Origin of the sequence: Aliirhizobium wenxiniae, from assembly GCF_019511445.1 — a bacterium.
Taxonomy (GTDB): domain Bacteria; phylum Pseudomonadota; class Alphaproteobacteria; order Rhizobiales; family Rhizobiaceae; genus Neorhizobium; species Neorhizobium wenxiniae_A.
On record NZ_JAEUAN010000030.1, the window covers coordinates 23,552 to 36,600 of the forward strand.

At 59.1% G+C, this 13,049-nt stretch carries 14 protein-coding genes; 9 read left to right on the forward strand and 5 right to left on the reverse strand.

The genetic code is table 11. The annotated features are described in order from the left end of the window. Nucleotides 1–264 precede the first annotated feature (264 nt). The 5 genes from JNB91_RS27010 (at nt 265) to JNB91_RS27030 (ending at nt 4,293) form a co-directional block, all read left to right on the forward strand. Nucleotides 265–1,359, forward strand: a complete 1,095-nt coding sequence (locus tag JNB91_RS27010) for an acyltransferase family protein (RefSeq protein ID WP_220328575.1) — start codon at nt 265–267, stop codon at nt 1,357–1,359. A 79-nt stretch (nt 1,360–1,438) separates the two neighbouring features. After that, on the forward strand, nt 1,439–1,654 hold the full coding sequence (locus tag JNB91_RS27015) for a hypothetical protein (protein ID WP_220328576.1): 216 nt from the start codon (nt 1,439–1,441) through the stop codon (nt 1,652–1,654). 108 nt (nt 1,655–1,762) lie between these two features. Further along, nucleotides 1,763–2,764: a ketopantoate reductase family protein gene (locus JNB91_RS27020; RefSeq protein WP_220328577.1), complete on the forward strand. Its 1,002-nt coding sequence runs from the start codon at nt 1,763–1,765 to the stop codon at nt 2,762–2,764. Nucleotides 2,765–3,010: 246 nt separating this feature from the next. Beyond that, nucleotides 3,011–3,325, forward strand: a complete 315-nt coding sequence (locus tag JNB91_RS27025; protein WP_220328578.1) for a DUF1883 domain-containing protein — start codon at nt 3,011–3,013, stop codon at nt 3,323–3,325. Nucleotides 3,326–3,474: 149 nt separating this feature from the next. Continuing rightward, on the forward strand, nt 3,475–4,293 hold the full coding sequence (locus JNB91_RS27030) for an alpha/beta hydrolase (RefSeq protein WP_220328579.1): 819 nt from the start codon (nt 3,475–3,477) through the stop codon (nt 4,291–4,293). Nucleotides 4,294–4,299: 6 nt separating this feature from the next. Here JNB91_RS27030 and JNB91_RS27035 read toward each other — a convergent pair whose 3' ends face one another. Both JNB91_RS27035 and JNB91_RS27040 read right to left on the reverse strand, forming a co-directional pair. Then, nucleotides 4,300–5,616, reverse strand: a complete 1,317-nt coding sequence (locus JNB91_RS27035; protein WP_220328580.1) for a replication-associated recombination protein A — start codon at nt 5,614–5,616, stop codon at nt 4,300–4,302. Further along, nucleotides 5,613–7,016: a DegQ family serine endoprotease gene (locus JNB91_RS27040; RefSeq protein WP_220328581.1), complete on the reverse strand. Its 1,404-nt coding sequence runs from the start codon at nt 7,014–7,016 to the stop codon at nt 5,613–5,615. The genes JNB91_RS27035 and JNB91_RS27040 overlap by 4 nt, the downstream gene beginning before the upstream one ends. Nucleotides 7,017–7,142: 126 nt before the next feature. Here JNB91_RS27040 and JNB91_RS27045 point away from each other — a divergent pair, with 126 nt between their 5' ends. Further along, nucleotides 7,143–7,517, forward strand: coding sequence for a YkvA family protein (locus JNB91_RS27045; RefSeq protein ID WP_220328582.1), 375 nt, complete (start codon nt 7,143–7,145; stop codon nt 7,515–7,517). Nucleotides 7,518–7,547: 30 nt separating this feature from the next. After that, entirely contained in the window at nt 7,548–7,901 is a 354-nt protein-coding gene (locus tag JNB91_RS27050) for a lysozyme inhibitor LprI family protein (RefSeq protein WP_220328583.1), read from the forward strand. A 159-nt stretch (nt 7,902–8,060) separates the two neighbouring features. Here JNB91_RS27050 and ilvD read toward each other — a convergent pair whose 3' ends face one another. Beyond that, nucleotides 8,061–9,896, reverse strand: coding sequence for a dihydroxy-acid dehydratase (ilvD, locus tag JNB91_RS27055; RefSeq protein WP_220328584.1), 1,836 nt, complete (start codon nt 9,894–9,896; stop codon nt 8,061–8,063). A gap of 162 nt (nt 9,897–10,058) precedes the next feature. Next, nucleotides 10,059–10,472, reverse strand: coding sequence for a DUF4112 domain-containing protein (locus JNB91_RS27060; RefSeq protein ID WP_220328585.1), 414 nt, complete (start codon nt 10,470–10,472; stop codon nt 10,059–10,061). A gap of 192 nt (nt 10,473–10,664) precedes the next feature. Between JNB91_RS27060 and msrP the strand changes: the two genes are divergently transcribed. Both msrP and msrQ read left to right on the forward strand, forming a co-directional pair. Continuing rightward, a complete protein-coding gene (msrP, locus tag JNB91_RS27065) occupies nt 10,665–11,609 on the forward strand; it encodes a protein-methionine-sulfoxide reductase catalytic subunit MsrP (protein ID WP_220328586.1) in 945 nt (314 codons plus the stop codon). A 2-nt stretch (nt 11,610–11,611) separates the two neighbouring features. Then, the gene (gene msrQ, locus JNB91_RS27070; RefSeq protein ID WP_220328587.1) at nt 11,612–12,265 is read left to right on the forward strand and encodes a protein-methionine-sulfoxide reductase heme-binding subunit MsrQ; all 654 of its coding nucleotides are present in this window, start codon (nt 11,612–11,614) and stop codon (nt 12,263–12,265) included. Nucleotides 12,266–12,286: 21 nt separating this feature from the next. On the opposite strand, the gene JNB91_RS27075 is transcribed toward msrQ, so the two are convergent. After that, entirely contained in the window at nt 12,287–12,991 is a 705-nt protein-coding gene (locus JNB91_RS27075; protein ID WP_220328588.1) for an SDR family oxidoreductase, read from the reverse strand. Nucleotides 12,992–13,049 lie beyond the last annotated feature (58 nt).

The window sequence follows — 13,049 nt, forward strand, 5'->3', positions numbered from 1 at the left end:
TGCGATCCCGCACCGATAGGCTTCTATTTTCATGAATTTATAAACACTCCATTAACTGCGACTGACAGGCGCAAAAAAGACGTGCGCCAGTTCGTCACAAGATTGCGAGGAGCCTGTCGACCTCCACCCACAACCCAACATATCGCCCTCTGCCTTGACCAAAAAACGACCACCCAAAGCAGCAAGATATCTGGCCGACACACCATTCGCCCCCTATCTTCCGGCCAATACACCAGGCCCGTCAGCCACTAATCTTGAGGCATCATGGAAACCGGAAAACACCCGAGCCAAAATCGCTTCGTGCTGCTCGACGGCCTGAGGGGCATTGCCGCGATCTTCATCATCCAGCGCCATGCCGAAGACCTGTTGGGGGATGCCCTGCCCTCCAGCTATCTCGGCGTCGACCTGTTTTTCGCGCTGAGCGGTTTCGTGCTGGCCCATGCCTATGGCGCATCGCTTTCCGAGGGGCGTATTTTGCCGCTTCAGTTCATGAAAGCGCGGCTATTGAGGCTTTATCCGCTCTATGCGATCGCGCTCGCGCTAGTTACCGCCTATTATATTCGAATGTATTTTGCCGGCGTGCCGGTCATGGCGGATGAATATGTTGTCCCGAGCGAGCTGCTGCTTGCTTTCCTGACCGGGCTTTTGTTTTTGCCCTCGCCGATTACCATCTCGTTCAATGCCGCTCTGTTTCTGGTTCACCCGGCGTGGTCATTGTTCAATGAATTGGTGGTGAACCTTGCTTATGGCCTACGCGGAGCAAGGGCGACACTAACCCAGATCGGCGTCGTCATCGGCGCCAGCGCAGTGCTTTTGGTGATTGCCGCATTGCAGTTCGACCGCCTTCATGCTGGCTTTCGCTGGCATGAAATGTATGCCGGCATGGCGCGTGTCTTCTTTTCGTTTTTCATAGGAGTCGTGCTCTATCGATATCGTCGCAAGACACCGGTGATGCGTCCGGGGCAGGCACTCATCTGCCTCGGGTTGCTGATTGTCGTACTCGCCTTCCCGACGCCGCGTGACTGGCGCTGGATTTTTGACCTTTTTGTCGTCTTCCTTGTCTGGCCTGCCCTGATTTACTGGGCAAGCGCCATTACTCCCGGCCCGAGAACCGCATCGATCGCGAATTTTCTCGGAACAGCATCCTACGCAGTCTATGTGCTCCATACACCGCTGCTCGACTGGGCACATGTGATTGCGCCCGACATCACCTCATCGAACCTGAAACCGTTTGCGGGCATGATGCTTGTCGCATTGGTCGTTTTGATTTCCTGGGTGCTGACCGTCTGGCTGGACCAGCCACTGCAGAGGCGCATCAAAAGTCGAATTTCCCAGACCTATCAGCTCGCAAGAAAATAAAATCAGTTTCCGCGGAACTTTTTCCGCTCTGACGAAATTGACAAGGACCCGCGCAAAAACAGAGAGGAGAACTGCATCCATGCCTAACGACGCACGCCAATCTGTCGCCTCGCCCAAAGATCACGTCCTTACGGTTCAGGAGGCACTGGAACCGCTGTTTCTTGCCCTCGAACAGGAAGCCGAACTCAAGATGCTTTCGGCGGCGCTCAATGCGGGCTGGCCACTGGATGAGGCCGTAACGGCAATTGATGAATTGCGGCGCAACGAGCTTTTGCCGCTCAGCCGCCCACATTAACTTGGCCGGCGCCTGCCCCGGCGAGATTGATACATCACAAAAACTCGTTCGCATCACCGTCACCGCTGCTCTACGTTTAAACCGCAAAACAGCAGGCAGCGAGGGACGATGAGCATAAAGACGATTTGCATTTATGGCGCGGGTGCGCTCGGCGGAGCATTCGCCACGAATATTGCCCATGCGATGGGCGACAAGGTCACGGTCTCCGTCATTGCGCGTGGAGCACAGCTTGAGGCAATCAGGGATCGGGGTCTGAGCGTAGTTTATGACCGCGGGGATTTTACTCCGATCTCGGCCCGCGTCACGGCAACGGATGATCCGGCAAGTCTTCCACCGCAGGATCTGGTGATCACCGGCCTCAAGGGGCATCAACTTTCCGCAGCAGCCGATGGAATTGCGTCTCTTCTCCACCCGCAAACGCGCGTCATGATGATCCTCAATGGCATACCGTGGTGGTATTTCCATCAGGACCAGGACAGTGGATTTGCCGAGCGGCAACTGCCGCAACTCGATCCGGACGCGAGATTGTGGACGTTGCTAAAGCCGGAACGGGTTATCGGTTGCGTGGCCTATCAGGGCGCCGAAGTGATCGAGCCCGGCTGCACCAAACTCAACGGCAAGGGCCATTTCTTTCTCGGGGAGCCCAATGGCGAACGCTCAACCGATCTTCAGTCGGTAGCAGACCTGCTCAGCGAGGTAGGCCTCGATATCCGGCCAACAGAACGGATCCGCGACGAGATCTGGGCAAAGCTCAGAGGCAACGCCGCCTTCAATCCGATCAGTGCGCTGACACGGGCCTTGATGGTCGACATGATGGCCAATCCCGACCTGGCGCAGATGGTCCGCAAGATCATGAACGAGGTCCAGGCTGTCGGTACGGCTCTCGGCTGCCGTTTCCAGCGATCCGCAGACGAGCAGTTCGCCAGCGCCCACGGTTTTGGCCCCGTCAAGACCTCGATGCTCCAGGATCTGATTGCCGGAAAGGCTCTCGAAATCATCCCACTCAACGGAATGGTCGTCGAACTCGGAAGGCTCGCAAACGTACCGACACCGATCTGCGAGACGGTTCTGGCGCTTGCACAACAGCTGGATGTCGAGAACCGCCGTTAATACGGTGAAAAGAAAACCTCGCCGAGGGGACGCGGCGAGGTTAGAATTGGAGGTCGGCTTTTATTTTTCTCAGGCGGCGCAGGGGACGGGCACCGCACACTTTATTCCTGTGACATCGGGAGCGATTGCTCCATGATCTGCCATTCCTCTATATAATCCGCCAAACCGGGTTAGGTTCCACCAATCCTTAACCCGGTAGCGACTAAGGTCGCGAAACTCTGGACAGAGGGTAGCAAAGAGACTGACATGGCGGGGCCGAATTTCCGTTTCACCCATTACGACCTCAAAGCACAGCGCGCAGGGACTGCGATCGAGGTGACGTTGAGTGCCGTCAACAACATTCGCCTGATGAATGCGGTGAACTATCAGCGTTTTACGGAACGGCTGGACTTCAAATATGTCGGCGGGGTCTCGCGCAAATCGCCTGTTCGTATGGTTATCCCCGAAAACGGGCACTGGCACCTTATCGTCGACGCGGAAGGCCACCATGGGCTGGCAGAATCTTCCGTCAAACTCATTCCCACTCCTGCCATGCAGAGCCCGCAAAAGCAGGATTCCTGATTACCATAGCGCAAGCCCAAAGGCGCAAGAGATACATGATGCGTCAAGATGCGTGGTCTCATCATCTTGATTGCGCAGCGCTATTTGAACACCATGCGTAGCTCGTCACCGGGACGTGACGAGAATACTGCATGGAGGAGACAGCTTTGGTGAAATTGCAATATCTTGAGACCGGAGTGAATGGGGAGATTATTCCTCTTTCGGATGGAGCCGCAAATCAGCTCGCCGGTTCATGGCCGGACCGAAACTACGAAAATGTCCACCGGCTCGAACTGTATGCCTACCGTGTTGCCAAGCCGAAAGCACAGGCACTCGTCTATCCCGGAGGCGGATATCTGAAGCTGATGCACGACAAGGAAGGTGTCGAGGTCGCGCTATGGCTGAACTCGCTTTCGATAGACGCCTATGTCGTCACCCATCGCCTGCCGGGTGCGGCAGCGGCTGACGGCGTATATCCCAAAGACATTGCGTTGACCGATTCTCTCGCATGCCTCGATTATCTGCATCGCAGCGGTTCGAAACTGCCGCTCTTCCATATCGGCTTGTCGTCGGGAGGGCATCTTGCCGGTGTCATGGCCTGTCAGGATCATCCGCTCGATGCTAAGGGTGCAATCATTGCCTATGCACCGGTGAATGCCAATCACAGGGATTACAAGGCGCCTGCAGGAAAGCCAGATTACCCGCCTGCCGAGAAGCAGGCTTTCTACGATGACTGGCCGATCGGGGTTGCGGCCGTGCCGCATGGCATGCCGAAGATCCCATTATTCCTGGCCTATGCGCTGCATGACCAATCGGTGCCTGTAGATCACGTTCTCAACCTGATCAGATCGGCGCAAGAGGCCAAGCGCGAGGTGGATGCCCATATTTTCGGGACCGCGCCGCATGGGTTTGCGCTTAGAGACAAGTCCGGAACACATGCCGCATGGACCGACCTTGCGGAACAGTGGATGGAACAGCATCTCGGATGAGATCTTCTACGGCTCACCGCGCTCCCGGCGCAGCTTCGCCCACCAGTCCAGCCGCCTTCTGATCTCCCGCTCGAAGCCACGCTCCGGCGGATCGTAAAAGGTCTGGCGGCCCATTTTTTCGGGGAAATAGTTCTGGCCGGAAAAGGCATCCGGCTCGTCGTGGTCGTAGCGATAACCGTCGCCATAACCTTCCTGCTTCATCAACTTGGTCGGTGCATTGAGGATGTGCCTGGGCGGCAAAAGCGAGCCGTTTTCCTTGGCAGCGCGCATGGCGGACTTGAAGGCAATATAGACCGCATTGGATTTTGGCGCGGTGGCGAGATAGACGCAGGCATTGGCGAGCGCCAACTCACCTTCCGGTGACCCAAGATAATCATAGGCATCCTTGGCGGCATTGCAGACGACAAGCGCCTGGGGATCGGCGAGACCGATATCCTCGATCGCCATCCTGACGAGCCGGCGACCGAGATAAAGCGGATCCTCGCCGGCATCGAACATGCGGGCGAGATAATAAAGCGCTGCGTCCGGATCCGAGCCACGAACGGCTTTGTGCAGGGCAGAAATCAGATTGTAATGGCCGTCCTGACCTTTGTCGTAGACCGGTGCACGGCGCTGAACGATCTCGGTCAGGCCGGGAGTATCGAAAACTTCCCCTGCCCTTGCGGCTCGCCAGACTTCTTCTGCCAAAGTCAGCACTGCGCGGCCATCACCATCCGCCATGCCGATAAGGGCGATCCTTGCCTCCTCATCGAGTGGCAGCGGCTTCTTTTCCACGTCTTCCGCACGCTTGAGAAGCTCCGCGAGGCTTTCCTCATCATGTGCCTTGAAGGTCAGGACACGGGCGCGCGACAGAAGAGCGGCATTGAGCTCGAAGCTCGGATTTTCGGTGGTTGCACCGACGAGGATGACCGTTCCGTCTTCCATGACCGGCAGGAAACTGTCCTGCTGGGCACGGTTGAAACGGTGGATCTCGTCGACGAAAAGAAGCGTCTGCCGGCCATCCATGCGGCGCAGGCGGGCCGTCTCGAAAACTTTCTTCAGGTCGGCGACGCCTGAGAAGATCGCCGAGATCTGCTCGAAGGCAAGGCCGGTCTCGCCGGAGAGAAGCCGGGCAACGGTGGTCTTTCCCGTTCCCGGTGGTCCCCAGAAGATCATCGAGCCGAGCGTGCCGGATGCGATCATGCGGCGCAAGGCCCCGTCCTCTCCCGTCAGATGAGACTGGCCGGTGACCTCGCTGAGCGAGGTCGGGCGCAGCCTGTCTGCCAGCGGTCTCCGGCTGGCGACATCATCTGGAATACGCGGAGAGAACAGGTCGTTGCTCATCGGAAGAATTGCCGGATACGCTGGCCGCCACGCTCGATTTCGACGCGCCAGAAGCTTGGGTCGGCATCCAGCATGTCTTCGAGCGTCTTGGTGGTGTTGACCGTGCTGCCGTTGATGGAGACGATGATATCGTTCGGCTGGAAACCAAGACGGGCGGAGGGCGATCCGCGGCTGACGTCGGTCACGACGACGCCGGTCTTTTCGGTCGACAGGCGCAGTTCGGTTGCAAGCTTGGGCGAGAGGTTCGCGACATGCAGACCGGAGAACGGGTTGCGGCCCTCCATCAGGCGCTCATCACGCGGCGTGGTTTCCGGTGCGGTATTCAGCACAAGCGTCATCTGCCGCTGGCCGTCACTGGTCTGGACGGTGAGTTCCGCCTGTTTTCCAAGGCCGGCCGTCGTCAGGCGGTAACCGAGCGCATCGGGATGCTCGACCGCAACGCCATTGACGGCGGTGATCACCTCGCCGGGCTTGAGACCAGCCTTGTCCGCCGGGCCGCCTTCGACGGTGCGCACGACCAATGCGCCACGGGCGGCCTTCAGGCCGAGCGCCTCAGCCACATCAGAGGTCACGGCATCGAAAGTCGCGCCGACATAGGGGCGCTCGAAAGTCGTCTTTCCATCTTCCGCAGCGACCAGAAAAGCCTTCACGAGATTGGCGGGGATTGCGAAACCGACGCCGTTGGAACCGCCACCACGGGAGAAGATAGCCGTGTTGATACCGATCAGCTCTCCGTTCATGTTCGTCAGAGCGCCACCGGAATTTCCCGGATTGATCGAGGCATCGGTCTGGATGAAGAAGCCGAAGTCACCGCTCGACACCTGATTGCGTGCGAGTGCCGAGACGATGCCGCTGGTAACCGTTTGGCCGACGCCGAAGGGATTGCCGATCGCCAGGACCAGATCACCGACCTCGGTGCGGTCGGAATCTCCGATGGCAAGAACCGGGAAATTCTCCTTGCTCTTGATGCGAAGGACCGCGAGATCGACGCTCTCATCCTTCAGCACCAGTTCGCACGGGAACTCTCGGCCATCGGCAAGCGCAATCTTGATGTCGTCCGCCCCCTGGATAACGTGATTGTTGGTGACCACGAGGCCGTTATGCGAAAGGATCACGCCGGAGCCCAGCGAGGACTGCTTCTCAGATCTGTTCGGCATGCGCTGGCCGAAGAACTGATCGAAGAAGGGGTCGCCGGTCATCATGCTGGGGCGCCGGACGAGACGTTCGGCATAGACATTGACCACGGCACCGGCCGTCTGCTTGACGAGCGGCGCGAAAGACAGCTGCATCTCCTGACGGTTCTGCGGAACCGTTTTGCTCTCCTGCGCATAGGTGGTTACGGGACAAACCACGGCTAGCACGAGAACACCGACCGAGAGACGCTTGAGCAGGTTGGGCATTTGATTCCTCTTTGCGAATTTCCGGATCGATTTTTAGCGCCGGAGGCTGGAAAAGAAAGGTGGCGATACCAGACAAAAGGGCGATCTGTTCGTCTATATGGCAGTGACCATCACCGGGATAAGAAGATGCTGAAAAAGGCAAAAGCATGGGCAAAGGCCCTCAAGCGCGACATCATCGCCCTGTGGCTTGCCGCGCGTGATCCGCGCGTGCCGCTGAGAGCCAAGCTGGTGGCGGGTGCAGTTGCCGCCTATGCGCTTTCTCCGGTGGACCTGATCCCCGATTTCATTCCTGTTCTGGGCTATCTCGACGACCTTGTTCTGGTGCCGCTCGGCATACTGATCGCCATCAGGCTGGTGCCGCAGGACTTGATGGGCGAGTTCCGCCTGGCTGCCGAACAACGCTCGAAGCGCCCAACCAGCAGATCGGGCCTCACCTTCATCCTTGCCATCTGGCTTGCCTGCATCATCTTTCTCATCTGGAGCCTGAAGGATCTGTTCTGAAAGGTCTCCGACGCAAGATCAGGAGCCTCCATGAAATCGAAACTGTCTCTCTTGGGCGTTATCGGCATTCTCGCCACCGCCACCCTTCCCATCCCTGCTTCTGCAGCGAGTTTCGACTGCGAGAAAAGCGATCTTGCCGCTGACGAAAAGGCAATCTGCGATACGCGCGCGCTCAACGACGCCGATGTGAAGATGGCTACGACTTTCGATATCCTCACCAGCCTGCTGGCCATGGGAACCCGCGACGCGCTTCGCGACGAGCAGAGTACATGGCTGAAGAAACGTCAGGCCTGCGGTGGCGATGTGGCCTGCCTGACGACAGCTTATGAGGAACGCATGAAGCAGCTCGTCCAAGCCTTCGAGGGGCTGAGCAGGCCGTTGTGAGCGGGTGCGAGATGATCCGCAGCCGCGGCAATCGTGATAAAACCGGCCGAAAGCAGGCCTGAAGAAACCGATCCGCCGCCAAGCCACGTCTTGCACTGAACACCTCAAAGAAAAAGCCGGCGCATGCGCCGGCTTTTTCGAGTTGAGAGGCTGTAATCGTTACTCCGGCAGGATCCGGACGGCACCCTTGTCGGCGGAGGCGGCGAAGGCGGCATAGGCCTTGAGAGCTGTCGTGACATTGCGCTTGCGGGGGGCGGCCGGCTTCCAGCCGAGTGCGTCCTGTTCGTGACGGCGAGCGGAAAGCTCGGCGTCGGAGACCTTGAGGTTGATCGTCCGGTTCGGAATATCGATCTCGATCAGATCGCCTTCCTGCACGAGGCCGATGGCGCCGCCCTGGGCGGCTTCCGGCGAGGCGTGGCCGATGGAGAGGCCCGAGGTGCCGCCTGAGAAGCGGCCATCGGTGATCAGCGCGCAGGCCTTGCCGAGGCCCTTCGACTTCAGATAGCTGGTCGGATAGAGCATTTCCTGCATGCCGGGGCCGCCCTTGGGGCCTTCGTAGCGAATGACGACGACGTCGCCGGCCTTGACCTCGTTGGAGAGGATGGCCTTGACGGAGGCGTCCTGGCTTTCGAACACGCGGGCCGGACCGGAGAACTTCAGGATCGATTCATCGACGCCGGCGGTCTTCACGATGCAACCATCGAGAGCGATGTTGCCGTAGAGCACGGCCAGACCGCCGTCCTTGGAGAACGGCTTTTCGACCGAGCGGATAACGCCTTTTTCAGAGTCGGTGTCGAGCTCATCCCAGCGAGAGGACTGCGAGAAGGCAACCTGAGTCGGCACGCCGCCCGGAGCCGCCTTGAAGAAGGTGCGGACGGTTTCGGAATTGGTGCGGGTGATATCCCAACGATCGATGGCGTCACCGAGCGTCGCCTCATGGACAGTGACGCAATCGCGGTTGATCAGGCCGCCGCGATCGAGTTCGCCCAGGATGCGCATGATGCCGCCGGCGCGGTGGACGTCTTCCATGTGGACATCCTGCTTGGCCGGCGCGACCTTGGAGAGGCACGGAACGCGGCGCGACAGCGCATCGATATCTTCCATGCCGAAATCGACGCCGCCTTCATAGGCAGCGGCCAGGATATGTAGAACCGTGTTAGTCGAACCGCCCATGGCGATATCGAGCGACATGGCGTTCTCGAAGGCCTGCTTAGTGGCAATATTGCGCGGCAGAACGCTCGCGTCGTCCTGCTCGTAATAACGGCGGGCGAGATCGACGATCAGGTGACCGGCTTCGACGAACAGGCGCTTGCGATCCGAATGGGTGGCGAGCGTCGAACCATTGCCGGGCAGAGACAGGCCGAGAGCTTCGGTCAGGCAGTTCATCGAATTGGCGGTAAACATGCCGGAGCAGGAGCCGCAGGTGGGACAGGCGGAGCGTTCGATGGTCTCGACTTCCTCGTCCGTATAGCTCTCGTCGGCTGCAGCAACCATGGCGTCGACGAGATCGAGCGCGACCTTCTTGCCATGCACGGTCGCCTTGCCGGCTTCCATCGGACCACCGGAAACGAAGACGGCCGGGATGTTGAGGCGCATCGCGGCATTCAGCATGCCGGGGGTGATCTTGTCGCAATTGGAGATGCAGACCATGGCATCGGCGCAGTGGGCGTTGACCATGTATTCGACCGAGTCGGCGATGATTTCGCGTGACGGCAGCGAATAGAGCATGCCGTCATGCCCCATGGCGATACCGTCGTCGACCGCGATCGTGTTGAATTCCTTGGCGACACCACCGGCAGCCTCGATCTCGCGGGCGACCAGCTGGCCGAGATCCTTCAGGTGCACGTGGCCCGGCACGAACTGGGTGAAGGAGTTGACGACAGCGATGATCGGCTTACCGAAGTCACCGTCCTTCATGCCGGTGGCGCGCCAAAGGCCGCGTGCGCCGGCCATGTTGCGGCCATGGGTGGTGGTTCTGGAACGATAAACAGGCATGGTCTTTCCTCACTCGATCAGGCCCCTGGTCTATCCGCTCCTCGGCAGAGACACAAAAGGCCCCATTTTTGAAAAATGTCCTAACCCAACTGCTGATCGCTGTCACTGCCGGTTATCGGCAAATCAGTACGGTACGGTACGGTACGGTTCGTACTTCACGATCTATCTGAGGTCTTCGCGCTTCATGCCAAAGTGATCGAGGATGACGTCGAAGTTGCGGCGATGAGACTTGAAGAAAAGGTCGAAAAGGTCACCGGCTACGGGAACACTGCCAACAACGGCATCCACGCCGAGATTGCCGAGCATCTGGACGAGCTTCGTCGGCGGCACGCCCATGCGGCGCGCTTCGTTGATGATGTAAAGACCGACCAGCGCACCACCCGCATCGCCAATCACAGGGATCAGACCGAAGACGGAATCTGCGCCAAAACGAATGCCGGTGCCCGGGATGCGGATCGCCGTATCCATCAGGCGTGCTATACCGTGCAGCCGACGCAGGCGCCGCAGTTTTTCGACTTGATCCAGATCGTCCTTGATGAACCGCTCGCTGGCGGCATCCCAGGTCTTCGTCGCCATCCGGCAGTTCTCCATCTTCATTCTCAGCTACAAATGAGAATCGCGGGTGTCGGTTCCAAGGTGGCTGGGCGGAGAATATGCGGTTTTTCTCACGCAAATGTGGTTTCGGCAAAAATCCGGCATCTGTGAAACCGCCTTGATTGGGATTACGTATAGACCTGAAGAACGGCATCGCGCCCGAGGAGACATCCCATGCCCGCCTATCGTCCGCCGCATATCGCATCTTCCGAGATCACGCCGAAAGATATCTATCTTTCCCGCCGCAACTTCATCGGCGCGGCTGCAGCCGCCGGGTTTGGTCTGGCGGCGAGTGGCGAGGCCTGGGCTGCCCCCTTGAGCACCGTGCCCGGCCCCTACAAGCTGAATGAGAAACTGACGCCGAAGGAAGCGGTGACGACCTACAACAATTTCTACGAGTTCGGGGTCAACAAGGAAGATCCGTCGCAGAATTCCGGCGCCTTCAAGCCGACCCCATGGTCGGTCAAGGTCGAAGGAATGGTCGGCAAGCCGAAGGAATTCGGGCTTGATGAGATCATGAAGATGAAGCTCGAGGACCGAACCTACCGGATGCGCTGTGTCGAGGGCTGGTCGATGGTGATCCCGTGGATAGGGTTTCCGCTTTCGGCCATTCTCGATCAGGTCGAGCCGCTCGGCAGCGCAAAATATGTCGCTTTCGAAACCGTGGTGCGGCCGGAGGAGATGCCCGGTCAGGGCGGCCTCTTCCAGCCCCTGCCCTGGCCCTATATCGAGGGCTTGCGGATGGACGAGGCGCGGCATCCGCTGACCATTCTTGCCGTCGGGCTTTATGGCGAAACGCTGCCGAACCAGAACGGCGCACCGATCCGGCTTGTCGTTCCGTGGAAATACGGGTTCAAGAGCATCAAGTCGATCGTCAAGATCAAGCTTGTGGAAGAGCAGCCGCAGACCACCTGGAAGAATTCCAACGCCCGGGAATACGGCTTCTATTCCAACGTCAACCCGGCGGTGGACCATCCGCGCTGGAGCCAGGCGACCGAACAGCGGATCGGTGAAGGCGGGTTCTTCGGGACAAAGCGGGTCGATACGCTGCCGTTCAACGGCTATGCGAGCGAGGTGGCGAGCCTTTACTCCGGCATGGACCTCAAGGCGAATTACTGAAAATGGCCTCGATCTCTGCCGCCATCCCTGCCCTGCCGCGCAAATATCATGCGGCCAGCATATGGATGCTTTATGTGATCGGCCTCTGTCCGGCTGCCTGGTATTTCTATCAGGCGGCAACCGGCGGGCTCGGATTCAATCCGGTCAAGACCTTCGAACATCTTCTCGGCATATGGGCCTTGCGGCTGATCATCGCGACGCTTGCGATCACGCCGTTGCGTGATCTCTTCGGCATCAACTGGGTGCGATATCGGCGGGCACTGGGATTGCTCGCCTTCTACTACGTGCTGATGCATTTTTCCGTCTATCTGCTCCTCGACCTGCAGCTCAATTTCGCGGCGGTCGGCGGCGATATCGCAAAGCGGCCCTATATCACCATCGGGTTTGCCGCGCTGCTGTGCCTTATTCCCCTGGCGGTGACATCCAATAACTGGTCGATCCGGAAGATGGGACAGGGATGGATACGGCTGCACAAGCTGGTCTATCTGATCGCGATCGGCGGGGCGATCCATTATGTGCTGGCGGTCAAATCGGTGACATCGGGGCCATTCGCCCATGTCGCGCTGATCGGCATCCTCGTCGCCTACCGCCTTATCCGGCGGCCGCTGATGAACTGGAAGCGCGGGCGACGTCAGCCGGCACAGGTCGCCCGCTGACGTCGCCACAGAGAGACAGGCTCACACAGAGCGGGTCAAACCACCGTCAACCTTGAGGTTCTGGCCGGTAATGTAGCCTGCACCTTCGGAAGCCAAAAAAGCGACGGTGGCTGCGATTTCCTCGCTCGTACCGTAGCGCTTCATCGGCACGCCATCACGACGCTCTTCGGTGGCCGGCAGGCTGTCGATCCAACCCGGCAGGACATTGTTCATCCGCACATTATCGGCGGCATAGGTATCGGCGAAGATCTTCGTGTAGGCGGCGAGACCGGCGCGAAAGACGGCAGAGGTCGGGAACATGGACGAAGGCTCGAAGGCCCAGGCAGTGGAGATATTGACGATGCTGCCGGATTTCTGCGCCTGCATGATCGGTGCTACAAGGCGCACCGGGCGGATGACGTTCATCAGGTAGACATCGAGGCCGGTGTGCCATTGCTCGTCGGTGATTTCGATAATCTGGGCGCGGGGGCCGTGGCCGGCGCTGTTGACCAGAACATCGATGCGGCCCCAGCGATCCATCACCGTATCGACCAGACGCTTGAGGGCGTCATTGGACTGGTTTGAGCCCGTGATGCCGATGCCGCCGAGTTCCTGCGCCAGCGCTTCACCCTTGCCGGAGGACGACAGGATCGCGACCTTGAAACCATCTGCCGCGAGTTTCTTTGCCGAGGCTGCGCCCATGCCGCTGCCGCCCGCCGTTACGATCGCTACCTTTGCTTCCGACATGTCTTCAAGCCTTTCGATGCTATTGGATGACAATGGGTAACGCTGCTGCGCGCAGAAC

Excerpts from the sequence above, each read along its gene's own strand:
- msrP (WP_220328586.1), top strand. The coding sequence starts at position 10,665 with ATGCCCGCCTATCGTCCGCCGCATATCGCATCTTCCGAGATCACGCCG.
- ilvD (WP_220328584.1), bottom strand. The coding sequence starts at position 9,896 with ATGCCTGTTTATCGTTCCAGAACCACCACCCATGGCCGCAACATGGCC.
- JNB91_RS27015 (WP_220328576.1), top strand. The coding sequence starts at position 1,439 with ATGCCTAACGACGCACGCCAATCTGTCGCCTCGCCCAAAGATCACGTC.
- JNB91_RS27040 (WP_220328581.1), bottom strand. The coding sequence starts at position 7,016 with ATGCCCAACCTGCTCAAGCGTCTCTCGGTCGGTGTTCTCGTGCTAGCC.
- JNB91_RS27060 (WP_220328585.1), bottom strand. The coding sequence starts at position 10,472 with ATGGCGACGAAGACCTGGGATGCCGCCAGCGAGCGGTTCATCAAGGAC.
- JNB91_RS27010 (WP_220328575.1), top strand. The coding sequence starts at position 265 with ATGGAAACCGGAAAACACCCGAGCCAAAATCGCTTCGTGCTGCTCGAC.
- JNB91_RS27035 (WP_220328580.1), bottom strand. The coding sequence starts at position 5,616 with ATGAGCAACGACCTGTTCTCTCCGCGTATTCCAGATGATGTCGCCAGC.
- JNB91_RS27025 (WP_220328578.1), top strand. The coding sequence starts at position 3,011 with ATGGCGGGGCCGAATTTCCGTTTCACCCATTACGACCTCAAAGCACAG.
- JNB91_RS27045 (WP_220328582.1), top strand. The coding sequence starts at position 7,143 with ATGCTGAAAAAGGCAAAAGCATGGGCAAAGGCCCTCAAGCGCGACATC.
- JNB91_RS27020 (WP_220328577.1), top strand. The coding sequence starts at position 1,763 with ATGAGCATAAAGACGATTTGCATTTATGGCGCGGGTGCGCTCGGCGGA.
- JNB91_RS27075 (WP_220328588.1), bottom strand. The coding sequence starts at position 12,991 with ATGTCGGAAGCAAAGGTAGCGATCGTAACGGCGGGCGGCAGCGGCATG.
- msrQ (WP_220328587.1), top strand. The coding sequence starts at position 11,612 with ATGGCCTCGATCTCTGCCGCCATCCCTGCCCTGCCGCGCAAATATCAT.
- JNB91_RS27050 (WP_220328583.1), top strand. The coding sequence starts at position 7,548 with ATGAAATCGAAACTGTCTCTCTTGGGCGTTATCGGCATTCTCGCCACC.